A 20,430-nucleotide genomic window follows, 5' to 3' on the forward strand; every position below is an offset into this window, starting at 1 on the left:
CGGAGTAACACGTTATGGCTGGATTTTCGATGCGTCCCTGCGGTGATTTTCGCACCACCTACCGACAGGATACGCGGATTTTCGACACGACCTTTGTGCGTAATGCCGCGATTTTGGGTGTGATTGCCACCGCCCTGATCCCGTTTGTTCTGGATGGCTATTACGTCAACCTGTTCATTCAGATCTCGTATTTTGCCATTGCCGCCCTTGGTCTGAACATTCTGGTCGGCTTCACCGGGCAGATTTCATTGGGTCATGCAGCATTCTTTGGCTTTGGTGCCTTTGCATCGGCCTGGATCAACAATACGACGGGCATTCCGGTTTTGCTGTCAATCCCGCTGGCTGGTCTGATGACTGCGGCCGTCGGGCTTCTGTTCGGTCTGCCTGCGGCCCGGATCAAGGGGCTTTATCTGGCGATTGCGACACTGGCAGCCCAGTTCATTCTGGAAGATTTCTTTGCCCGGGCCGACTGGTTTACCGGCGGGTCTTATGGGGCGGCGGCGAACCCGGTCAATGTGTTCGGCTATGAAGTGCTTGATGATTTCAGCTTCTTCTATGTCTGCCTGTTCTTCCTGGTGGTCATGTATCTGCTGGGCACCAACCTGATGCGGACCCGTGATGGCCGTGCCTTTGTTGCCGTGCGGGATCATTATCTTTCCGCGGAAATCATGGGCATCAATCTGACGAAATACCGTCTGATGAGCTTTGCGATTTCATCCTTCTATGCCGGGGTCGGCGGGGCGATGTATGGCCACTATCTTGGCTTTGTCTCGGCCGAGGGCTTTACCATCCTGCTGTCGATCCAGTTTCTGGGCATGATCATCATTGGCGGTCTTGGCTCGGTCAAGGGCACGCTGATGGGGACCGTCTTCATGGTTCTGCTGCCCGAAGTCATGGAAAACGGTGTCGGGCTGTTAAGTGTTTTCGAATGGGCCAATTCGACGGCTGTGACAGACGGGCTGGCCTATATCAAGGAGATGGCGATCGGTCTGGCCATCATCCTTTTCCTGATCTTCGAACCGGACGGGCTTGCGCACCGCTGGCAGCAGATCAGGGCGTACTGGAAGCTTTACCCCTTCTCGTACTGATAATTACCGCCGAAACCCGCCCCGCTAAAAAACACAAAAGGGGCGGGATCAAAATCGGGGGAGACCGGGAGGCTATATCGTTGATGAAAACGTCCAAGGGAGACGTCGTGATGAAAAGACTGATTGCTGCAACCGCGATGGTTGCAACTGGCCTGTCGGTAACGGCAGCCAAGGCAGACGAAGTATTTGTCGGCCATCTGATGGATATTACCGGTGCCACCGGCTTCATCGGCAAGTTCTATGCCGATGGTGTTCGTGATGCGCTGTCCTATGTGAACACCCATGGCGGGATTGATGGCACGGTTCTGGATTCTGAATCGGTCGATTACGCCTACAAGGTGCCGCAGGCTATTGCGAACTATAAAAAATGGCGTTCGCGCAATGAAATGGTCGCGATGCAGGGCTGGGGCACGGGCGATACCGAAGCCCTGATCAGCTTCGTGGCCCAGGACAAGGTTCCGGTCTATTCCGCATCCTATTCCGGCCACCTGACCGATCCGACCGCGAAAAACCCGAAAACTGCGAAACCCGCGCCCTATAACTTCTTCTATGGCGCATCCTATTCCGATGCCTGCCGTGCAATGGTTCAGTGGGCCGCCGAAGACTGGAAAACATCGGGTGGTTCGGGCAAGCCGGTCTTCTCGCATATCGGGGATAACCATCCGTATCCGAATGCCCCCAAAGAAGCCTGTGCGGAATATGCCAACGAGCTGGGATTTGAAGTGACCGAGCCGGTTGTCGTTTCGATGAAGCCGGGCGATTTCAAGGCGCAATGCCTGACCATCAAGGAAGCCGGAACCAACTATGGTTACCTCGGCAATCTTGGTCCGTCGGTTGTTTCGCTGGTGAAATCGTGTGACACGGTTGGCGCGTCCCCGAAATGGCTCGCCAATATCTGGGCGGGTGACTACGAAACGCTGAAAACCATTGGTGATGTCGAAAACTATGTCTTCCCGGCCATGACCAGCTTCTGGACCGACGAAGGCGTACCGGGCATGGATCTTGTGCGTGAAATCTCGAAAATGTCCGATAGCTCGGGCGAGCAGTTCCGTACCCACCATTATATTCGCGGCATTTGCTCGGTCTATTACATGAAAGAAGCCATGGAATGGGCCAAGGCGAATGGCGGTATCACCGGTGAAAACATCAAGGCCGGCATGTATGCCCGCACGGACTGGGTGCCGGAAGGTCTTGAAGGTGTCTGCATGCCGGCAACCTGGACGGCCGAAGATCATCGCGGCATCAACACCGTGAATATCTATAACGGCAGTGCCAAAGGCGGTGAGCCGACGGTCGAAAAACTGACTACGGTAACTTTGCCGCGTCGTGACGACTGGCTTGGCTATTAAGTCGTAGCCAGAAGACGGATGTCTCCCGAAGGTGTTCGGGGCGGGGTGGCGAAAAGCGCGCTCGCCCCGGCACCGGGAGATGTAATCAGAACGTGATTGAAGGGGACACCATGTCAGAGCCCGCCCGCAAGATCGAAACCGCAGAACCGTTGCTGTCGGTCAACAATATCGAAGTCGTGTATGACGAGGTGATCCTTGTGCTGCGCGGGGTATCGCTTGAAGTCCCGCAGGGAAAGATCGTGACCCTTCTGGGCCCGAACGGGGCCGGGAAATCGACCACGCTGAAAGCCATTTCCGGTTTGCTCAAGACCGAGGATGGCAAGGTTACCCGAGGTGACATCAATTTCATGGGGCAGCAGATTGCCAATGGCAACCCCGAGGATATCGTGCGTTCCGGCCTATTTCAGGTCATGGAAGGCCGCCGCATCATCGAAGACATGACCTGTGTCGAAAACCTTCGGCTTGGCGCCTATACCCGCAAGGACAAGGGCGTTAAGGACGATATCGACATGGTGTTTGAATATTTCCCGCGTCTGCGCGAACGCACCGGACTTGCAGGTTATCTGTCGGGCGGGGAGCAGCAGATGCTGGCGATTGGCCGGTCGCTGATGGCGCGCCCGAAAATGATTTTGCTTGATGAACCTTCGATGGGTCTGTCACCCTTGCTGGTGAAGGAAGTGTTCGGGATCATCGAAAAGATCAACCGCGAACAGGGCATCACCATGCTGATCGTGGAACAGAACGCCAATTTTGCGCTGAAGGTTGCCGATTACGGTTACATCATGGAAAGCGGCAAGGTGGTTCTGGATGGTACCCGTGACGAGCTTCTGAACAACGAAGACGTCAAGGAATTCTATCTTGGCGGCGGTTCGGAAGATCGCAAAAGCTTCAAGAACATCAAATCGTACAAACGTCGCAAGCGCTGGCTTTAATACGCGCCTGCGCCTTGCAACGACCAGAAAACGGACCCGGCCATCATGCTTAATACCTTCTTTGACGCCAGTGAAACCCGCAGCCCCAAAGACCGTGAAACCGGTTTGATGGCGGCATTGCCGCGGGTTATTCATCACGCAAAAAGCAAGGCCGCCGGGTTTGGCCGTATCCTTGAGGGTGTTGATCCGCAGACGATCAACAGTCGCGAGGCACTGGCAAAACTGCCGGTGACGCGCAAATCCGACCTGATTGACATGCAGGCGAAAAATCCGCCCTTTGCCGGGTTGAATGCAACACCGGTGCCGGCCCTTGGCCGTATTTTCCAGAGCCCGGGCCCGATTTACGATCCCGAAGGCAAGGGCGATGACTGGTGGCGGATGGGGCGCGCGTTTTTTGCTGCCGGGTTCCGGCCGGGCGACATTATTCATAACTGCCTGTCCTATCACCTGACACCGGGCGGCTTCATTTTTGACAGCGGCGCGCGTGCGTGTGGCTGTGCGGTGATCCCGGCCGGTGTTGGCCAGACCGAGGCCCAGATCAAGGCGATCACCGACCTGAAACCGACCGGCTATTCCGGAACACCGTCGTTTTTGAAAATCCTGATGGAAAAGGCCGACGAACTGGGCGGCGATGTTTCATCCATCACCCGTGCGCTTGTGTCGGGCGAGGCATTGCCGCCGTCATTGCGCGACTGGTTTGCCGAACGCGGTGTTGCCATGCTGCAATGTTATGCCAGTGCCGATCTTGGCCTGATTGCCTATGAAAGCGATGCCAAAAGCGGAATGATCGTTGCCGAGGACATCATCCTTGAAATCGTGCGTCCCGGCACCGGCAACCCGGTAGCCGAGGGCGAGGTGGGCGAGGTCGTCGTTACCAGCCTTAATATGGATTATCCGCTGATCAGGTTTGCCACCGGTGATCTTTCGGCGATTGCATCGGGGCCAAGCCCGTGCGGGCGGACCAATATGCGCATCAAGGGCTGGATGGGCCGTGCGGATCAGACCACCAAGGTCAAAGGCATGTTTGTCCATCCCCACCAGATTGCCGAGGTCGTCAAACGCCATGCGGATATCGGCAAGGCCCGTCTGGTCGTCACCCGTGAAAACGATGTCGATGTCATGACGCTCGCCTGTGAAACCGATGCCGCCGGGTTCAGTGCCGATGCGGTGATGGATAGCCTGCATTCGATCTGCAAGCTGCGCGGCAGGGTCGAAATCGCAACACCGGGCAGCCTGCCCAATGATGGCAAGGTGATCGACGACCAGCGCGACTATTCCTGAGCAACTGCCAGAACCCTTTTTGCAGTTGTCCCGTCACGGGACCGATACTGCGAAAAGGCATCTACCCGTTTCATTCCCGCTCGGGAAACTTGGTGCCGTCCGGCTTTGTTCGGGCGGCATTTTTTTGTTTTGTGCATGGGCCACTGGTCATTGCCCTTTGGCAATGTATGATGGCGCATAAATTTGAAAGATTACAGGGGAAAGCATGGCGCAGGCAGGCAAGCCATTTGCCGTTGGCATGATCACGATTTGCCAGTTGATGGCACTTGCGCTGTGGTTTTCGGCAACGGCGGTATTGCCGCAATTGCGTGCCGAGTTTGATCTGGGGGCAGTGCAATCATCCCTGTTTACCAGTTCAGTATTGCTGGGGTTTGTACTGGGCACTTTGATCAGCGCGTTTTTCGGTCTGGCCGACCGGGTTGAACCAAGGCGTTTCTGGGCGGCATCCGCATTGATTGCCGCGACCGCCAATCTTCTGATCCTGACCGTGCCGGTCGACGGGGTGGTTGTGATCGGGCTTCGCCTGATTACCGGGATCTGCATGGCAGGAATTTATCCCATCGGCATGAAAATGGTCGCGACCTGGTCGCGCGGCGATACGGGATTTCTGGTCGGGTTGCTGGTCGGTGCATTGACCATGGGATCGGCCCTGCCGCATCTGTTTGCCGTGGCAGTGCCGCTTGACTGGCGGATGGTGATCGTGATCGCCAGTATTTCGGCTTATATCGCCGGTGTGGCGATCCTGTTTGTCAAGCTGGGCGGGACGCCGGGAAAATCCCCGCGATTTGATCCGCGTATGGTCGGGCAGATATGGTCGAATAAACCCCTGCGCCATGCCTGTTACGGGTATTTCGGGCATATGTGGGAACTGTATGCCATGTGGGGCTGGATCGGGTTGTTCCTGTATGGGGCGCTTTCCGGGCGGGAATTTGATAATCCCGGTATCTGGGCGGCCCTTTTGACATTTGCGATTGTCGGTATCGGCGCGTTCGGAAGCCTTGCGGGTGGTTTGCTGGCGGACCGGATCGGGCGGACGACGGTGACCATGGCCGCAATGGCGGTCAGTGGTATCTGCGCCCTTGTTGCCGGGGCGCTTGGCGATGCGTCTGTCCCGATCCTGATTGTCGTCTGTATTGTCTGGGGCATTTCGGTGATTGCCGATTCTGCGCAATTTTCATCCTGCGTGATCGAACTGGCCGATCCCCATCAGGTGGGAACGGCGCTGACCATGCAAAATGCCATTGGCTTTCTTATTGCCCTTGGATCGATCCATCTGGTGCCGGTGATTGCCGATGGTTTTGGCTGGTGGGGGGCGTTTGCCATGCTGGCGGTGGGGCCATTACTGGGCTTTATCGCCATGGGACGATTGCGCAACATGCCCGAAGCCATCCGACTGGCGGGAGGACGGCGATAGTTTTGAGCCGGAATAGCGAAAAGAGTCGGTGATCCGCATCACTTGACAACCTGAAGGCAAAAAACTGCGCCGTTTGGGTTTTCTTGACCATTTTCAGCACAAATATTACTTTCTGCCAGAATTTTCTTGCTGTTGCGCGTTGGGGGCGTTGCGGCGTTTTCCAAATATAAGGGTCTTTCATGAGTCTCACCCTCATTGTTTTGCTTCCCTTCCTTGGGGCGGTGTTACCCGCCGTCATGATCAGGGCCGGGCGCAATGCGTGCGCCACAGCAACCGGCTCGGTCACGCTGCTTGCCCTGATCCTGCTGATCGCCAAGGCGCCGGCCGTTATTGGCGGCGAAGTGTTTCAGGTCCGCTATGAATGGCTGAGCGAGCTGGGATTGAACGTGACCTTCTTCCTTGATGGTCTGGGATTGCTGTTTGCGACCCTGATCCTCGGGATTGGTCTGCTGATCATCATTTATGCCCGATTCTATCTGTCGAAAGACGATCCGATGGGGCGGTTCTATGTGTTCCTGCTTTTGTTTCAGGGCGCGATGGTCGGCATTGTTCTGTCGGACAACATTCTGCTTCTGCTGATTTTCTGGGAACTGACGTCGCTGTCATCCTTCCTTCTGATCGGTTACTGGAAACATCTGCCCGAAGGTCGACAGGGCGCGCGTATGGCGCTGACCGTTACCGGGGCAGGCGGGCTTGCAATGATTGCCGGGATGCTGATCCTTGGAAATATCGTCGGGTCCTATGACCTGACGGTGATCCTGCAAAATGCCGATCTGATCCAGGCGTCACCGCTTTATGTGCCAGCCCTTGTTCTGATCCTTCTGGGCTGCTTTACCAAATCCGCACAGTTCCCGTTCCATTTCTGGCTGCCGCATGCCATGGCCGCACCGACACCGGTTTCGGCCTATCTGCATTCGGCAACCATGGTCAAGGCGGGCATCTTTTTGATGGCGCGCATGTGGCCGGTTCTGTCGGGAACGCCGGAATGGTTTTATATCGTTGCGACCGCCGGTCTTGTGACCATGGTGCTGGGCGCATGGATTGCGATCTTCAAACATGATCTTAAGGGGCTTCTGGCCTATTCCACGGTCAGCCACCTTGGTCTTGTGACCATGCTGTTTGGTTTTGGAACGCCGATGGCCGCGGTTGCGGGCGTGTTTCATATCATCAACCATGCGACCTTCAAGGCGGCCCTGTTCATGACCGCCGGGATCATCGACCATGAAACCGGGACGCGCGATATCCGCCGTCTGGGCGGGTTGCTGAACCTGATGCCGATTGCCGGGACCATCGGGATCATTTCGGCCGCATCGATGGCCGGGATCATTCCGTTAAACGGGTTCCTGTCCAAGGAAATGATGCTGGAAGAAGCATGGCATACCGTCTGGCTTGATCAGAACTGGATCGTGCCGTTGCTGGCGACTGTTGGCGCGCTGTTCTCGGTTGCTTATTCGCTGCGCTTTATCTTCCATGTCTGGTTTGGCAAAACCCGTGATGAACTGCCCCATCATCCCCATGATCCACCGTTTGGTATGTGGGCACCGCCCGCATTCCTGACGGTTCTGGTGGTTCTGATCGGTCTGTTCCCGGCGGCAATTGCCGGGCCGCTGGTGGCGGCCACGTCCAATGCGGTCACGGGCGGGAACCTTCCGGACTATTATCTGGCACTTTGGCACGGTCTGACCCCCGCACTTGCCATGAGCACGATTGCCCTTATCGGCGGTGCGTTGCTTTTGCTGCGCCATGGCGGTTTGATGTCGGTAACGGCCAACCTGTCGCGGCCCGACGCCAAGGCGATGTTTGACTGCCTGATCGTCAAGGTCGTCGCGCTTTGCCGTGTGATATCGGACAATCTGCATAACGGTTCGCTGCAACGCTATCTTGCGGTTATGGTCTTTGCCGCGATTGCCATCGGTCTTTCGGGGTTCTATGCCGAACCGGATCATACCGCAGGCACACGTGAACTTCTGGCCGTTTCACCGCCCGCTGCCATTGGCTGGGTGCTTCTGGTCGGGACCTGTATCGCGGCGGTCGCGATGCATCACAACCGGCTTCTGACCCTGCTTCTGGTGGGTGTCATCGGTTTGATCGTCTCGCTTGGCTTTATCTATCTGTCGGCACCGGATCTTGCCCTGACGCAGATCTCGGTCGAGGTGGTGACGGTCATCCTGATGTTGCTGGCACTGAACATCCTGCCAAAGGAAACCCCGAAGGAAAGCCAGCCGGGACGCAAGTTCCGCGACTGGGTAATTGCAATTGCGGCCGGTCTTGGCATGGGCGGGGCTGTCTGGGCGATCATGACGCGTGAATTGCCCAATTCGATTTCAGCCTATCATCTGGCCAATTCGAAAATCGAAGGCGGGGGAACCAACGTGGTCAACGTGATCCTCGTCGATTTCCGAGGCTTTGATACCTTTGGCGAGATCATCGTTCTTGGCATTGCCGCCCTTTCGATCTTTGCCCTGATTGAAACGGTTACCCAGGGTGAGGCGGCGAAACGTCTTGCAAGCTGGGTGGTCGATAATCGCCGGTCGGCTGATCGCCATCCGATGATGATGGTCATTGCAACGCGGGTGATGTTGCCGCTGGCGCTGCTGGTGGGGGTTTACATCTTCCTGCGCGGCCATAACGAACCGGGCGGTGGCTTTATCGCCGGTCTGGTCGTTTCGGTCGCACTGGTCATGCAATATATGGCGTCGGGCTTTGGCTGGACCCAGAACCGCATGAAAGCCAATTATCACGGCATGATCGGGTTGGGTGTGATTGCCGCGGCCATTACAGGTCTTTCGGCCTGGGTGGCGGGGCTGCCGTTTCTGACCAGTGGCTTTGTCCATGTTCATCTGCCGATTGTCGGCGAATTTGAACTGGCATCTGCCATGGGCTTTGACCTTGGCGTGTTCCTGACGGTTGTCGGGGCTGTTACCCTTGCCCTTGCCAAACTGTCGCAGGTGGAACGCATGGCCGAGCATGTCGACATCAATCCCGAGCCGATGGACCATGATCCGTCCGCCGCGGCCCAGCAGGTCGCGACAGCTGAGAAAGAGGCCTGATATCATGGAGTTTCTTGTAGCAAGCAGTATCGGGCTTCTGACCATGTGCGGCACTTATATGTTGCTGCGTGGTCGTACTTTCCCGGTGGTGATCGGTCTAGCACTTCTGTCCTATGCGGTGAACGTTTTCCTGTTCGCCATGGGGCGCCTGACCATCGATATGCCGCCAATCCTGCGTGATGGTGTTACGGAATACACCGATCCACTGCCCCAGGCACTTGTCCTGACAGCGATCGTGATTTCGTTCGGGATGACCGCACTTATCGTTGTGCTGTCAATCCGCGCCTATCTTGAAATCGGTAATGACCATGTTGACGGTCGCCCGGTTGGCGAGCCTTCCGAAGCAGGAGACAAAAACTGATGGGTCACTGGATTGTCGTTCCCATTGTGCTGCCTGCCGTGATGGCCGCCCTGATTGTTCTGGCGGTTCGGCATGACATTGTTCTGCAGCGCATATTCTCGATCACCTCGACCGTTGCCCTTGTGGCGGTCACTCTGTCGCTGGTGATTTTTGCCAATAACAACAACCCGGAAATGTACGCACTCGGCGACTGGCCGGCACCGTTCGGGATCGTGATCGTACTGGATCGCCTGTCGGCGATGATGATCTTTCTGACCTCGATCCTCGGTCTTGGGGTCATCCTGTTTGCATCAAGCGAATGGGACAAGCGTGGCCAGCATTTCCACGCCCTGTTCCAGTTCCAGCTGATGGGGGTCAATGGTGCGTTTTTGACCGGTGACGTGTTCAACCTGTTCGTCTTCTTCGAAGTGCTGCTGATCGCATCCTACGGGTTGATGCTGCATGGTGCCGGGGCGGAACGCCTTAAGGCGGGCATGCAGTATATCGTCATTAACCTGACGGGTTCGACCCTGTTCCTGGTCGGGGTCGGCATGATCTATGCCGTGACCGGAACGCTGAACATGGCCGATCTTGCCATCCAGGTGCCGCAGGTGGCCGCCGGTGATGCCGCGTTGCTGCGTGCCGGGGCGCTGATCCTGCTTCTGGTGTTCTGTGTGAAGGCGGCTTTGGTACCGGTTCATTTCTGGCTGCCGGGAACTTATGCCAATGCACCGGCACCGGTCGCGGCCCTGTTTGCGATCATGACCAAGGTCGGTGCCTATTCGATCCTGCGCGTTTACTCGCTGGGCTTTGGTGAAAATGCCGGTGATATGGCATGGCTCGCACAGCCCTATATCCTGCCTGCGGCGATTGTGACACTGGCGATTGGCATGATCGGGGTGCTGGCGGCCAAGCGGCTTAATGGCCTGATTGCGTTTTCCGTGATCGGATCGATGGGAACGCTTTTGATTTCCATCGCGCTGTTCACGCCCGAAAGCATTTCGGCCGGTCTTTATTACCTGCTGCATTCGACCTTTGCCGGGGCGGCCCTGTTCCTGGTCGGTGATCTGGTGGCGTCGCGCCGGGGGGCCATCTATGGCGACAAACTTGAAACGGCACCGGTTTTCCATCAATCGGGGCTTCTGGCGGTTCTGTTCTTTGTTGCGGCCATCGCCATGGCCGGGATGCCGCCGCTCAGCGGTTTTATCGGCAAGCTGATGATCCTTGATGCGGCACGTGACAGCGACCTGTCTGTCTGGATCTGGTCAGTCATTCTTGTGACGTCGCTGATGTGCATTGTCGGTTTTGGCCGTGCAGGCAGTGTCCTGTTCTGGAAAAGTGCCTCGGCCGAAGGTGTGATCGAGGTCGAGGGGGCAACTTGGCCGGTTCTTCCGATCGTTGCCGCCTGCGGAATGCTGTGTGCACTTGTTGCCCTGACGGTGTTTGCCGCACCGATCATGGATTACCTGCAGGGCACGGCAGCGCAGTTGTTTGACACCACGGATTACATCCGGGCTGTGCTGGGTGAAATACCCGCCACACAGCCTGGCCAGTAAGCGGTGATGAAAGGATAGTGATGATGTTGAAACGTTGTCTTCCCCACCCGCTTCTGTCGCTGGCCCTGCTGGTTGTCTGGGTGTTGCTGGTCAATGAAATATCGGCCGGTGTCGTGGTCTTTGGTGCGATCCTGGCGATTGTGGTGCCGTTGATCACGTCAAGTTTCTGGCCGGCCGCGCCAAAGGTCGGCAATGCCTATGCGATCTGCGAATACGGCCTGATTGTGCTGTGGGATATTCTGGTGGCGAATGTTGTCGTTGCCGGATTGATCCTGTTTCGCAAGGCCGAAAGCCTTGAAACGAAATGCGTTGTCGTTCCACTTGATCTGACCTCGCCGGAGGCGATCACGACCCTTGCGGGGACGATCACCATGACGCCGGGCACCGTGACCATTGATCTGAGTGCCGATGCCAAAAGCCTTCTGGTGCATTGCCTGCATGCGCCGGACCCGCAGGGCGTGATTGATGATATCAAGACCCGCTATGAAGGCCGTCTGAAGGAGATTTTCGAATGATCGAATATGCACTGAATTTCGGCTTTATCTGTGTGGCGGTCGCCCTGTTGATGAACCTTTGGCGGCTTTCGAAGGGACCGACCATCGCGGACCGTGTTCTGGCCGTTGATACCATGGCGATCAACGCAATCGCCCTTCTGGTGCTGTACGGGATCAGCCGCGCAACCTCGATGTATTTCGAAGGGGCGCTTCTGTTTGCCATGTTCGGCTTTGTCTCCACCGTTGCCTATTGCAAGTTCGTCTTGCGCGGCGACATCATCGAATAGGGAGAGAGACGATGCCGTTTATTGCCGAACTCGTCATTTCTGTTCTGATCGTGATTGGCGGATTGTTTCTGCTGATCGGGTCGTTCGGGATGCTCAAACTGCGTGAATTGCTGCCGCGGCTTCATGCGCCGACCAAGGCAACCACGGTTGGCGTTGGTGGAATCCTGATCGCATCGATGCTGTTCTTCTGGATCGAACGCGGGCATTTCACCATTCATGAATTGCTGATCACGCTGTTCCTGTTCCTGACGGCACCGATCACCGCAAACCTGATCGCCAAGGCCTATTTGCTGCGGCATGTCGATCCGCACGCGGATCTTCCGAAAAGCGGTCAGGACGAAGGCTGGGCAACCTTTGATCCGGTTGGCCCGGATGGCTATGACCCCAGCGAGGAATACAAACCCGATCAGAAGTGAACACGGGTGGAGATTTGCAAACGGCACCGTTCATACGGTGCCGTTTTGGTATGCTGTTAGCAGGAAAACCGCATGATCCTTGAAACCGAACGGCTCTGGCTGCGTCCGCGAACACTGGATGATCTTGAAGACTGCTTTGCGATGGATCGTGAACCCGGTGTGACCGACTTTGTTCACGGGCCGTGGGCCGACGAAACCGAACATCGTGCCTTTATCCATGATCGCATCACCATGGATTACGGGCCGGGGCTTGGATACTGGTCGCTGTTTTTAAAAACGGAACCGGATCGTTTCATTGGCTGGGTTCTGCTGATCCCCGAGGATGCGGTTGGGCCCGAGATCGAAATCGGCTGGCGGTTGAAACCGGCTTTCTGGGGCAGGGGATACGCATCCGAAGCCGCCAATGCCCTGCTGGCACATGGGTTTGAAAAAATGAAACTGCCCGGTTTCATTGCCTGTATCGATGCCCGGAATATCGGGTCACTTGCGGTGGCGCGAAAGATCGGCATGTGTCCTCACAAGGACGACAACGATATCGTGCAATATGCGATCACGGCGGATGATTTTGCAAAACGTCCTCATAGATGACATTGCCGATCTGCCCCTGATCTTGTTATGACAAGGGGCAGGAGGAACGCGTTTCACATGCCGGATTTCAGCATCGAAGATCAGTATTGCGGGCGGATCGCCGGGATCGACGAGGTCGGCCGTGGGCCGTTGGCCGGGCCGGTGGTTGCGGCGGCCGTTATTCTGCCGCGCAATGAACGGTTGCCGGAAGTCCTTCTGGGGGAACTCAACGATTCCAAAAAGCTTTCGGTCAAGAAACGCGACTTTCTGTTTGAGCTGATCATGGGCTGTGCGGAGGTTGGCATCGGCGCGGCATCGGTCCGCGAAATCGACCGGATAAATATCCTTCAGGCGACCTATGTTGCCATGCGCCGTGCGGTGGCGCGTTTGCCGCAATGCCCCGATCAGGCGCTGGTGGATGGCAATCGTGACCCGGGACTGCCGTGCGCGGTGGAAACGGTCATCAAGGGTGATGGCAGGTCATTATCCATTGCGGCGGCATCCATCGTTGCCAAGGTCGTGCGCGACCGCGCCATGACCCGCCTTGCGGTGCGCTATCCGCATTTCGGCTGGGATGGCAATGCCGGTTATGGGGTGAAAAAGCATATGGACGGGCTTGGCATTGTCGGCCCAACCCTGCATCACCGCCGCAGTTTCAGGCCGATTGCCGAATTGCTCGGAATTCTGTCCTGATCCTAGGCCAATGCGGTGCCGTTTTCGGGTACGACTTGCGCACGTACCAGATCAACACCGTCGCCATCTCGCGTAATCGCGGCAAATCCGTCCTTCTGGCGAACCGTGACCCGTTCCTGAACCCGGCATTCGGTGCGGAACTGGATATCGATGCTTTCGGGGTGGAAGTCCGGTTTTGCATCCGCACCGGTGGCACCAAGGACCCACTTCATCAGACGGACATTATTGACATGCCCATACAGGTCAAGATCGGATGGACGAGCCTTTATGCTGTCGATTTCGGGTAACGGATCGGTGGTGAAGGGCGGCCGGAATGGTGGTTCGATCAGTTTCGGGCCGGGCGGGTTTGGCAGCCTTTCCTCGATCCAGTCCGGCCAGCTTGCGGCACGGCGTTCAATCAGGTCAAACATCACCCAGAAACTTTGCGCGACCGCAATCACATCACCATGGCTGTCGATCAGGCGGAAATCGCGGGTCGCCACACGCCTTGCAACGCCCGAAGGCCAGGTTTCGACAATGATATCCTCGCCATTGCCGGGATAGCGCCGCACATGAATAACCATGCGCGCCAGAACCCAGGCCATGCCTTTATCGACTGTATCGTCATAGGCCAGTTTCAGGATACGCGCACCCCAACCAGCCGCATCCTGCATGTAATCGGCAAGGGCAGGCAGCATCGCAAGGCCATTGTCACCAATTTCCGAATACCGCACCCGATAGGTGCCCCGCCATCCACAGTTGGCGGGCAGGGCCGGTCTGGCGATTTCGTTCCAATCAAGGGTCATGTCGGCAGATCCTGTGTCATTCCCTGACAGTTATAGAAAGCCGGTTCGCGCCATGCAAATCTGTACTGCAGATACGGACTGCAAATCTGCAACACGAACCGGGTCTATTCCTGTCAAACTGGTGCTATTTTGCGGATAATTGCGCCATCAGTGTCGGGATATCCGGATGCAGCCACGTTTCGGCGATTTTTCCGTTTTCAAGGCGGTATAAAACCATACCGGTGAAATCGACGACATTGCCACGTGCCGGAATTCCGGCAAAGTGATCGCGATGGGTTGCACGAATGCGAAAGCGTACGGCGACATGATTATTTTCGGCCACCATTGTCTGGATGTCGAAGACCATATCGGGAAAGGCCGCATTCAGCCCGACAAAGAAATCATGATAGCTGTCCAGATCGTGCGGATTTTCGCAAGGAAAGCCATGGGTGATGATTTCCGGCGCGACCAGTTCGTAAACAATCCGGGGATTGCGGGTATGGCTTTGTTCAAAGAATTCCAGGACCACATCGCGATTGGAAACCAATTTCGGTGATAATGAGTGCTTCATCAATTCATGCTCCGGTATCGGCCATGATCTTTTCAAAAGTCGCATGATCTGGTCCGGTGAAGGTCGGGGCCAGGCGGGCGGCGGCAACATGGTCGAACAGCTGGTCTGTCATGTTTTCGGCGGGCGGCAAATGGCTGCTTAATACATATCGAGGCGAGAGCTTACGGAACCGGTCAAGGGACGCCACAAACTGTGCGCCATCAACAAAGTCGAGCCACGGCGCATCTACCCGCGTCCATCCGATGATCCCCTCGCGCAGGATATCTGCCGGGATATGTTTGGTGCGTTCATAGATGCGTGGCAAAAGTGCGCCGCAGCAATCCGAACTGAACAACACCTGATCAAGCGGATCATATATCACGGTGGTTTCCGGTGCATCAAAAGTCGGCGGAGTGAGGCTTTGCAGGATGCGTTCGCCTGCGATAAACGCCTCGCCCGGATTGACCAGACGCACACGATTTACCGGGATACCTGCAAGGTTCAGCTTGCCCATTCCGACAAAGGTCGTGATGATGGTGGCATTCGGGGCTGCCTCCAGAAGGGCCGCCAGATTGCCTATATGATCCGGGTCGGCATGGGTGATCCAGATCCAGCGAAGACTTGCAAGGTCGATGCAGTTGCGTAACGCGCCAAGGAAGTCGTCACGAAGGGCGCCAAGACCGGTATCAACCAGAACCGGTTCGATGCCATCGATCAGCATGGCATTGACCGGCAGGATGCCAAATCCGGCAACAGGCAAAAAAGACGGGATAACGGTTACACTGTCGGTAACCGGGATCGTGGTGGCGATCGAAGGGACTTGCATTTTGGTTCCGTATACTTCGCGATCCTGTGGGGCAGGATCATCAAGTTGAAAAATGGATGATCATCTGTGATCATTAAAATACGAAAGCCGGAATCCTTTTGTCAATAATTGCGTAAACAGTGATGTTTAACTAAATGGAAAAACGAAAATACAACAAGACGTTACGCGCAGAAAAAGAAGATGAAACGCGCCTGAAAATTGTCGAAGCCGCGATGAATTTGCATGGTGAAGTCGGCCCTGCACGCACGACCATCAGCGCGATTGCAGACCGCGCAGGCGTACAGCGTCTGACGGTCTATCGGCATTTTTCCGAAGAAAATGAACTGCTTGCTGCGTGCTCGTCACATTGGCTGAGCCTTAACCCGCCGCCTGATCCCGCATCATGGCGCGAGTCGGTGGCGTCAGAAGACTGGGGCCTTGCGATCCTTAGCATGCTTTATCACTATTATGGTGAAACGGCTTATATGTGGGATCATTGCTATCGTGACCGGGAAAGTGTTGCGGCCCTTCACGCTCAGATGACGGGCTTTGATGCCTATCTCGACATGCTGTGTGCCGATGTGCTGGCAAGCCTTCCTGACGCACGACGCAAGGGTAAGATGTGCCATGCGGTTGCACGACATGCTGTGCAGTTTTCGACCTGGCAGTCGTTGTCACAGGCAGGGGTGGAAAATTCGGAAATGGCTGCCTTGATGGATGACTGGCTGCATAAATGCCCGCTTTCCTGATTGGGCTTTGCGCCTAATCCATCGGTCGCTGGCGCATTTTTTTGACATCGCCGCGTTTCTTTTTCGTGTCGACCCGCTTGCGTTTCGCCGATAAGGACGGGCGGGTTTTGACGCGGAATTTCTTGCGTTCGGCGGCTTTGCGCAACAGTGCCAGAAGTCGTTCTATCGCGTCCTGCTTGTTGCGTTCCTGTGTGCGGAAACGCTGCGCGTCAAAGATGATTTCCCCATCATTGGTCAGCTTGCTGCCTGCCAGTTCGCGCAGGCGATCACGCACGCGTTGCGGCAATTCCGTCAGGTCATCAATGCGCACACGCATCTGAACTGCGGTCGATACTTTATTGACGTTCTGGCCGCCCGGTCCGGATGCGCGCACGAACTGGAATTGCAGATGGCGTTCATCAAGATAAAGATCATTTGAGATTTCGAGCATGGCGGATCGTCTGAGTAATAGGGGCGATAAGTTGTGTAGCAAATTTGCACGGCGGATGCCCGGGAACCGGTGGGTGCTGTCGATTGAAAATCGATCTCATTCCACCTACATTGTAGGCACTTACCCTGTCAGGGGCGGGCAGGGCTGTAAACAGGAAATAAGACGTGCAGGCATCGTATCTTTATCTGGCGTTGGGCTGGCTTTCGGTTGGACTTGGCATTGTGGGCGCGTTTCTGCCAATTCTGCCGACCACTCCCTTCATGCTGCTGGCAGCCTGGCTGTTTAGCAAAGGATCGCCGCGCCTGCATGCGTGGATTTACAATCACCCGCATTTTGGCCCGTCCATCCGACACTGGACCGAACATGGCGTGATCAACCGCCGGGCCAAGATCATGGCGATGTCGGCCTTTGTCGTGGTGATTGCCGCATCCCTGATCTTTGTTGAAAACCGCTGGATCATCACGACCCAGCTGCTGGTCGCGATCCCGGTTAGCTGCTTCATCCTGTCGCGCCCGTCGCGTATTCCAGCATCCATCCCGGTGGCACAGGGCGGGGAGCCGGGCACAGGCGTCTGATACTGTCGGGCGTCAAGCTGTTGCTGCTTAGCCCGATTTGCGGGTTAATTCTTCCTGACAGGTTTCTTCAAGCTTATCGAGTTCATCAAGTGTTGCGTCGATATCCTGTCGCTGTTTGCGCAGGGTATCGCGGCGTTCGTTGATCTTGTCGACAAGGATGGTCAACTGCATGATTTCGCTGCGGTCTGTATCATACAGATCCAGAAGATCACGGATTTCCTTAAGCGAGAAGCCAAGGCGCTTGCCGCGCATGATCAGACGCAGGCGCACACGGTCACGCTGACTATAGATACGGGTCTGACCCTGACGCGCCGGTGCGATCAGTTCCTGGTCCTCGTAAAAACGGATGGTACGCGTCGTGACGTCGAACTCGCGGGCAAGATCGGTGATGGAATAGCTGTCGTTCATGACATCCCGTTCAGGTTTACGCTTACGTAAACGAAAACTACATGCTTTCTTGTGCGATCACAATCGGCAATTCTTTTGGCAATTCAACGCAGAATGTGCTGCCTTTGCCCGGTTCGCTTTCAACCGTGATCGTCCCGCCATGCCGGTCAGCGATTTTTTTGCAAATCGCAAGCCCGATGCCGGTCCCGGCATATTCCCCGTAACCATGCAGGCGTTTGAAGATTTCAAAGATTGTCGCGTGATATTGCGGTTCGATGCCGATGCCGTTATCGGCAACGAAAACCTTCCAGCTTTCTTCGGTTTCCGCGGTATAGATCCGGACTTCGCCCGTTTCGGGATCACTGTATTTAAGGCCGTTCGAAACAAGGTTCTGAAACAGCAGCAAAAGCTGGCTGGCATCACCGGTAACGGTTGGCAGGAACCCGTCACGCACTATATTGCCAGCCGGACCAAGTCCCGCCCGCCGGAAATTGGCGGCAATCGCGTCAAACAGGCTATCAAGTGGCACCGCATGGAACGGTTTGCCATGCCGCCCGACCCGCGACAGAGTGAGAAGATCATCGATCATGCGCTGCATGCGCTGGGTGCCATCCACCGCATAGTGAATGAATTCATCTGCGGTTTCGTCAAGCTTGTCCTTGTATCGCCGCGCGATCAACTGCGTATAGCTCGACACCATGCGGAGCGGTTCCTGCAAATCGTGCGACGCAGCATAGGCAAATTGTTCAAGCTCGCTGTTGGATCGTTCCAGTTCCGCCATGGTGCGCTGGATTTCCATTTCATGGCGTTTGCGTTGGGAAATGTCACGCAGGGTGATGATGTAATGATATCGCCCGTCAGCCGAAAAGTGGCTGATTGCGACTTCAAGCGGCACGTTGCGGCCGTTTTTGGTGCATGCCAGAACCTCGATCACGCCTGTGCCAAGATCTGTCAACAGACGGTCCGCTGTCGGGCGTTGCGGCGGGGTATGTTGGCTGTCTGGTAACAAAAACCGGATAATGTTGCTTAGTTCCGGGTCGCCTTCGGGACCACACAGTTCCTGCGCACGCGCATTAAGCGGTTCGATATTGCCATCATCGGATGCGACCAGAATGGCATCAATGGTGTTTTGCAAAATGGCACGTGTACGGTCTTCACTGCGTCGGGTTTGAGTGACCAGTTCGGCCAATTCGGCGGCCTGCTGTCGTAAAAGCCGGTCGCGCTGCACGGCAAGTGTGACGTCACGCACAGTCAGCGAGCACAGCTTGTCCCCGCGCGATGTCGTGATCGGATGAACACGGATGGATTGTTCCATGCGTTCAAATGTCGCGGCAAATTGCGGCAGCGGGCGAAGCGGCAGGGCCCCCTGATTAAGGGATGGCGAAATCACCGCAGGCATGCCGAATTCCAGGCAATCCTGAATTGCCTGACACAGACGCCCCAACCGGGTTTCGGGGAACAGGGTGCTTAACCGTTTACCGATTGCCTGCTCGTGCAAAATCCCCGACCGGCTTTGCATCCATTGGTTCCAGTGACAGATGGCCCGGTCTGCCCCGATTACCACAAGGCCGACATCAGCGGTATCAAGCAGATTGCTGTAAAGGTCGGCGGCTTCTGCAGCATCCTTGATATCGACAATCGGGGAAGTGGGTTTTGTCATCACGCGGCTGCCCGTTAACCGAGCGAGTTTTCAAGGAAACGTCGCACGAGTTCCTTCAGGGTCTGGATCGAGTCAAGATCCATCACAAACAGCACATAACCATCAATGTCATTCTGGCGCAGCATGAATTGCACATGCAGGATCATCAGAACCGGCATCTTGCCTGACGTGGTATCAAACGCGGCCTCGTCATTCAAAAGGGCTTTGGTTTCGCGTTTACGGAAGGTTGGCATCGAACAATTGATCGGCTCGCCCAGAACGTTGGCAATACTGCCAAGACAGGCATTCAGGATGATGTTGCCGACCTCCATCAAGGCTTCCTGTTCTAGATCGGTCAGGGTATCAAGCGGCACATCAACCTTAAGCAACCGCCGCACCAGTTCAAGGCTGCGTTTTTCAGGGAAAACCAGCATCGCCTCACCCTTGAACGGGCCATCGAATGTCTGGCTGACGGCGGAAACCACTTCTTCGGGCGATGATGTCAGGTTTGAATCGGAAAACCGTTCGACAAAGGTAATCGTCGGGACCGTCAGTTCGACTGGCTGATCAACCATTTCCGAAAGTGACGCGGCGGCGCGACCGACCCCGATATTGATCAGTTCACTGATCGTATCATGTTCAAGCTCGCTCAGATCGATCATCGCCCGGCTTCCTTGCCTTTCAGATAATCGCAAATCTTTTCTTCGGTCGGCGGTTTTGCGAGAAAGTCCATGCCAAGCCCGTTGGCCTTGTTCTGGATTTCCTTCTGTATATTGGCTGTCAGAAGCGCAATTGCAGCATCGGGATAGGCCGCGCGAAGCTTTTCGCCCAATTCCAGACCGTTCATGCCCGGCATGTTGAAGTCGATCACAAGGTAATCATAGGCGTGCTTAGCGGCCATTGCCTGCGCTTTTCCGGCTTCTTCGGCCTCGTCCACCCGCCAGTCGGCAAAATTGCTGGTGATAAAGGCCTTTACCAGCAGTCGGGCAAATTTGCTGTCATCGACAAGCAGGACGGATCGCTTCTGGGACATGTTTTTCTCGGATCTTCGTTTTGTGTTCTTG

Annotated in this window: 23 protein-coding genes; 15 read left to right on the forward strand and 8 right to left on the reverse strand. The window is 55.9% G+C overall.

The window, feature by feature from the left end; genetic code table 11:
* Positions 1-14 precede the first annotated feature (14 nt).
* The 13 genes from TH5_RS02505 (at position 15) to TH5_RS02565 (ending at position 13,467) form a co-directional block, all read left to right on the forward strand.
* Positions 15-1,088 carry a branched-chain amino acid ABC transporter permease gene (locus tag TH5_RS02505; RefSeq protein WP_114120535.1) on the forward strand — a complete coding sequence of 358 codons (1,074 nt, stop codon included), beginning with the start codon at positions 15-17 and terminating at the stop codon, positions 1,086-1,088.
* 110 nt (positions 1,089-1,198) lie between these two features.
* Positions 1,199-2,437, forward strand: a complete 1,239-nt coding sequence (locus TH5_RS02510) for an ABC transporter substrate-binding protein (RefSeq protein WP_114120703.1) — start codon at positions 1,199-1,201, stop codon at positions 2,435-2,437.
* A gap of 110 nt (positions 2,438-2,547) precedes the next feature.
* Positions 2,548-3,369 carry an ABC transporter ATP-binding protein gene (locus tag TH5_RS02515; protein ID WP_114120536.1) on the forward strand — a complete coding sequence of 274 codons (822 nt, stop codon included), beginning with the start codon at positions 2,548-2,550 and terminating at the stop codon, positions 3,367-3,369.
* Between the two features lie 45 nt (positions 3,370-3,414).
* Complete coding sequence (locus TH5_RS02520) at positions 3,415-4,650, forward strand: phenylacetate--CoA ligase family protein (protein ID WP_114120537.1); 1,236 nt, start codon at positions 3,415-3,417, stop codon at positions 4,648-4,650.
* Between the two features lie 205 nt (positions 4,651-4,855).
* Positions 4,856-6,064, forward strand: coding sequence for an MFS transporter (locus tag TH5_RS02525; RefSeq protein WP_114120538.1), 1,209 nt, complete (start codon positions 4,856-4,858; stop codon positions 6,062-6,064).
* 179 nt (positions 6,065-6,243) lie between these two features.
* A complete protein-coding gene (locus TH5_RS02530) occupies positions 6,244-9,114 on the forward strand; it encodes a monovalent cation/H+ antiporter subunit A (protein ID WP_062961223.1) in 2,871 nt (956 codons plus the stop codon).
* A 4-nt stretch (positions 9,115-9,118) separates the two neighbouring features.
* Positions 9,119-9,475: a Na+/H+ antiporter subunit C gene (locus tag TH5_RS02535; RefSeq protein ID WP_062948254.1), complete on the forward strand. Its 357-nt coding sequence runs from the start codon at positions 9,119-9,121 to the stop codon at positions 9,473-9,475.
* Positions 9,475-11,010 carry a monovalent cation/H+ antiporter subunit D gene (locus tag TH5_RS02540; RefSeq protein WP_114120539.1) on the forward strand — a complete coding sequence of 512 codons (1,536 nt, stop codon included), beginning with the start codon at positions 9,475-9,477 and terminating at the stop codon, positions 11,008-11,010. Before TH5_RS02535 ends, TH5_RS02540 begins: the two co-directional genes overlap by 1 nt.
* A gap of 23 nt (positions 11,011-11,033) precedes the next feature.
* Entirely contained in the window at positions 11,034-11,525 is a 492-nt protein-coding gene (locus tag TH5_RS02545) for a Na+/H+ antiporter subunit E (RefSeq protein ID WP_114120704.1), read from the forward strand.
* A complete protein-coding gene (locus tag TH5_RS02550) occupies positions 11,522-11,791 on the forward strand; it encodes a K+/H+ antiporter subunit F (protein ID WP_062948248.1) in 270 nt (89 codons plus the stop codon). The genes TH5_RS02545 and TH5_RS02550 overlap by 4 nt, the downstream gene beginning before the upstream one ends.
* 11 nt (positions 11,792-11,802) lie before the next feature.
* On the forward strand, positions 11,803-12,207 hold the full coding sequence (locus TH5_RS02555) for a Na+/H+ antiporter subunit G (RefSeq protein WP_062961220.1): 405 nt from the start codon (positions 11,803-11,805) through the stop codon (positions 12,205-12,207).
* 72 nt (positions 12,208-12,279) lie between these two features.
* Positions 12,280-12,795 (forward strand): GNAT family N-acetyltransferase, encoded by a 516-nt coding sequence (locus tag TH5_RS02560; RefSeq protein ID WP_114120540.1) that lies wholly within the window; start codon positions 12,280-12,282, stop codon positions 12,793-12,795.
* 57 nt (positions 12,796-12,852) lie between these two features.
* Positions 12,853-13,467 carry a ribonuclease HII gene (locus TH5_RS02565; RefSeq protein ID WP_114120541.1) on the forward strand — a complete coding sequence of 205 codons (615 nt, stop codon included), beginning with the start codon at positions 12,853-12,855 and terminating at the stop codon, positions 13,465-13,467.
* A 2-nt stretch (positions 13,468-13,469) separates the two neighbouring features.
* Here the strand turns inward: TH5_RS02565 and TH5_RS02570 are convergent, their stop codons facing one another.
* The 3 genes from TH5_RS02570 to TH5_RS02580 all read right to left on the reverse strand — a co-directional run bounded on the left by TH5_RS02570 (position 13,470) and on the right by TH5_RS02580 (position 15,607).
* Positions 13,470-14,252: an acyl-[acyl-carrier-protein] thioesterase gene (locus tag TH5_RS02570; protein WP_114120542.1), complete on the reverse strand. Its 783-nt coding sequence runs from the start codon at positions 14,250-14,252 to the stop codon at positions 13,470-13,472.
* Positions 14,253-14,376: 124 nt separating this feature from the next.
* Positions 14,377-14,802 (reverse strand): ester cyclase, encoded by a 426-nt coding sequence (locus TH5_RS02575; RefSeq protein WP_167443443.1) that lies wholly within the window; start codon positions 14,800-14,802, stop codon positions 14,377-14,379.
* 4 nt (positions 14,803-14,806) lie between these two features.
* Positions 14,807-15,607, reverse strand: coding sequence for an MBL fold metallo-hydrolase (locus TH5_RS02580; RefSeq protein WP_114120544.1), 801 nt, complete (start codon positions 15,605-15,607; stop codon positions 14,807-14,809).
* A gap of 134 nt (positions 15,608-15,741) precedes the next feature.
* Here TH5_RS02580 and TH5_RS02585 point away from each other — a divergent pair, with 134 nt between their 5' ends.
* Positions 15,742-16,335: a TetR/AcrR family transcriptional regulator gene (locus tag TH5_RS02585; RefSeq protein ID WP_114120545.1), complete on the forward strand. Its 594-nt coding sequence runs from the start codon at positions 15,742-15,744 to the stop codon at positions 16,333-16,335.
* A gap of 13 nt (positions 16,336-16,348) precedes the next feature.
* Here TH5_RS02585 and arfB read toward each other — a convergent pair whose 3' ends face one another.
* Entirely contained in the window at positions 16,349-16,765 is a 417-nt protein-coding gene (arfB, locus tag TH5_RS02590) for an alternative ribosome rescue aminoacyl-tRNA hydrolase ArfB (protein WP_062948238.1), read from the reverse strand.
* Between the two features lie 164 nt (positions 16,766-16,929).
* Here arfB and TH5_RS02595 point away from each other — a divergent pair, with 164 nt between their 5' ends.
* Entirely contained in the window at positions 16,930-17,340 is a 411-nt protein-coding gene (locus TH5_RS02595; protein WP_114120546.1) for a YbaN family protein, read from the forward strand.
* 27 nt (positions 17,341-17,367) lie between these two features.
* On the opposite strand, the gene TH5_RS02600 is transcribed toward TH5_RS02595, so the two are convergent.
* The 4 genes from TH5_RS02600 to TH5_RS02615 are packed head-to-tail and all read right to left on the reverse strand — an operon-like array spanning position 17,368 to position 20,399.
* Positions 17,368-17,748: a MerR family transcriptional regulator gene (locus TH5_RS02600; protein ID WP_062948234.1), complete on the reverse strand. Its 381-nt coding sequence runs from the start codon at positions 17,746-17,748 to the stop codon at positions 17,368-17,370.
* A 37-nt stretch (positions 17,749-17,785) separates the two neighbouring features.
* Positions 17,786-19,387 (reverse strand): ATP-binding protein, encoded by a 1,602-nt coding sequence (locus tag TH5_RS02605; RefSeq protein WP_114120705.1) that lies wholly within the window; start codon positions 19,385-19,387, stop codon positions 17,786-17,788.
* Positions 19,388-19,401: 14 nt separating this feature from the next.
* The gene (locus tag TH5_RS02610) at positions 19,402-20,028 is read right to left on the reverse strand and encodes a chemotaxis protein CheC (protein WP_114120547.1); all 627 of its coding nucleotides are present in this window, start codon (positions 20,026-20,028) and stop codon (positions 19,402-19,404) included.
* Complete coding sequence (locus TH5_RS02615) at positions 20,025-20,399, reverse strand: response regulator transcription factor (protein ID WP_114120548.1); 375 nt, start codon at positions 20,397-20,399, stop codon at positions 20,025-20,027. Before TH5_RS02615 ends, TH5_RS02610 begins: the two co-directional genes overlap by 4 nt.
* Positions 20,400-20,430 lie beyond the last annotated feature (31 nt).

Origin of the sequence: Thalassospira xianhensis MCCC 1A02616, assembly GCF_003326475.1 — a bacterium.
GTDB lineage: Bacteria > Pseudomonadota > Alphaproteobacteria > Rhodospirillales > Thalassospiraceae > Thalassospira > Thalassospira xianhensis.

Bases quoted from the DNA above. Each gene is read 5' to 3' on its own strand.
- TH5_RS02505 (WP_114120535.1), top strand. From the start codon at position 15: ATGGCTGGATTTTCGATGCGTCCCTGCGGTGATTTTCGCACCACCTAC.
- TH5_RS02510 (WP_114120703.1), top strand. From the start codon at position 1,199: ATGAAAAGACTGATTGCTGCAACCGCGATGGTTGCAACTGGCCTGTCG.
- TH5_RS02515 (WP_114120536.1), top strand. From the start codon at position 2,548: ATGTCAGAGCCCGCCCGCAAGATCGAAACCGCAGAACCGTTGCTGTCG.
- TH5_RS02520 (WP_114120537.1), top strand. From the start codon at position 3,415: ATGCTTAATACCTTCTTTGACGCCAGTGAAACCCGCAGCCCCAAAGAC.
- TH5_RS02525 (WP_114120538.1), top strand. From the start codon at position 4,856: ATGGCGCAGGCAGGCAAGCCATTTGCCGTTGGCATGATCACGATTTGC.
- TH5_RS02530 (WP_062961223.1), top strand. From the start codon at position 6,244: ATGAGTCTCACCCTCATTGTTTTGCTTCCCTTCCTTGGGGCGGTGTTA.
- TH5_RS02535 (WP_062948254.1), top strand. From the start codon at position 9,119: ATGGAGTTTCTTGTAGCAAGCAGTATCGGGCTTCTGACCATGTGCGGC.
- TH5_RS02540 (WP_114120539.1), top strand. From the start codon at position 9,475: ATGGGTCACTGGATTGTCGTTCCCATTGTGCTGCCTGCCGTGATGGCC.
- TH5_RS02545 (WP_114120704.1), top strand. From the start codon at position 11,034: ATGTTGAAACGTTGTCTTCCCCACCCGCTTCTGTCGCTGGCCCTGCTG.
- TH5_RS02550 (WP_062948248.1), top strand. From the start codon at position 11,522: ATGATCGAATATGCACTGAATTTCGGCTTTATCTGTGTGGCGGTCGCC.
- TH5_RS02555 (WP_062961220.1), top strand. From the start codon at position 11,803: ATGCCGTTTATTGCCGAACTCGTCATTTCTGTTCTGATCGTGATTGGC.
- TH5_RS02560 (WP_114120540.1), top strand. From the start codon at position 12,280: ATGATCCTTGAAACCGAACGGCTCTGGCTGCGTCCGCGAACACTGGAT.
- TH5_RS02565 (WP_114120541.1), top strand. From the start codon at position 12,853: ATGCCGGATTTCAGCATCGAAGATCAGTATTGCGGGCGGATCGCCGGG.
- TH5_RS02570 (WP_114120542.1), bottom strand. From the start codon at position 14,252: ATGACCCTTGATTGGAACGAAATCGCCAGACCGGCCCTGCCCGCCAAC.
- TH5_RS02575 (WP_167443443.1), bottom strand. From the start codon at position 14,802: ATGAAGCACTCATTATCACCGAAATTGGTTTCCAATCGCGATGTGGTC.
- TH5_RS02580 (WP_114120544.1), bottom strand. From the start codon at position 15,607: ATGCAAGTCCCTTCGATCGCCACCACGATCCCGGTTACCGACAGTGTA.
- TH5_RS02585 (WP_114120545.1), top strand. From the start codon at position 15,742: ATGGAAAAACGAAAATACAACAAGACGTTACGCGCAGAAAAAGAAGAT.
- arfB (WP_062948238.1), bottom strand. From the start codon at position 16,765: ATGCTCGAAATCTCAAATGATCTTTATCTTGATGAACGCCATCTGCAA.
- TH5_RS02600 (WP_062948234.1), bottom strand. From the start codon at position 17,748: ATGAACGACAGCTATTCCATCACCGATCTTGCCCGCGAGTTCGACGTC.
- TH5_RS02605 (WP_114120705.1), bottom strand. From the start codon at position 19,387: ATGACAAAACCCACTTCCCCGATTGTCGATATCAAGGATGCTGCAGAA.
- TH5_RS02610 (WP_114120547.1), bottom strand. From the start codon at position 20,028: ATGATCGATCTGAGCGAGCTTGAACATGATACGATCAGTGAACTGATC.
- TH5_RS02615 (WP_114120548.1), bottom strand. From the start codon at position 20,399: ATGTCCCAGAAGCGATCCGTCCTGCTTGTCGATGACAGCAAATTTGCC.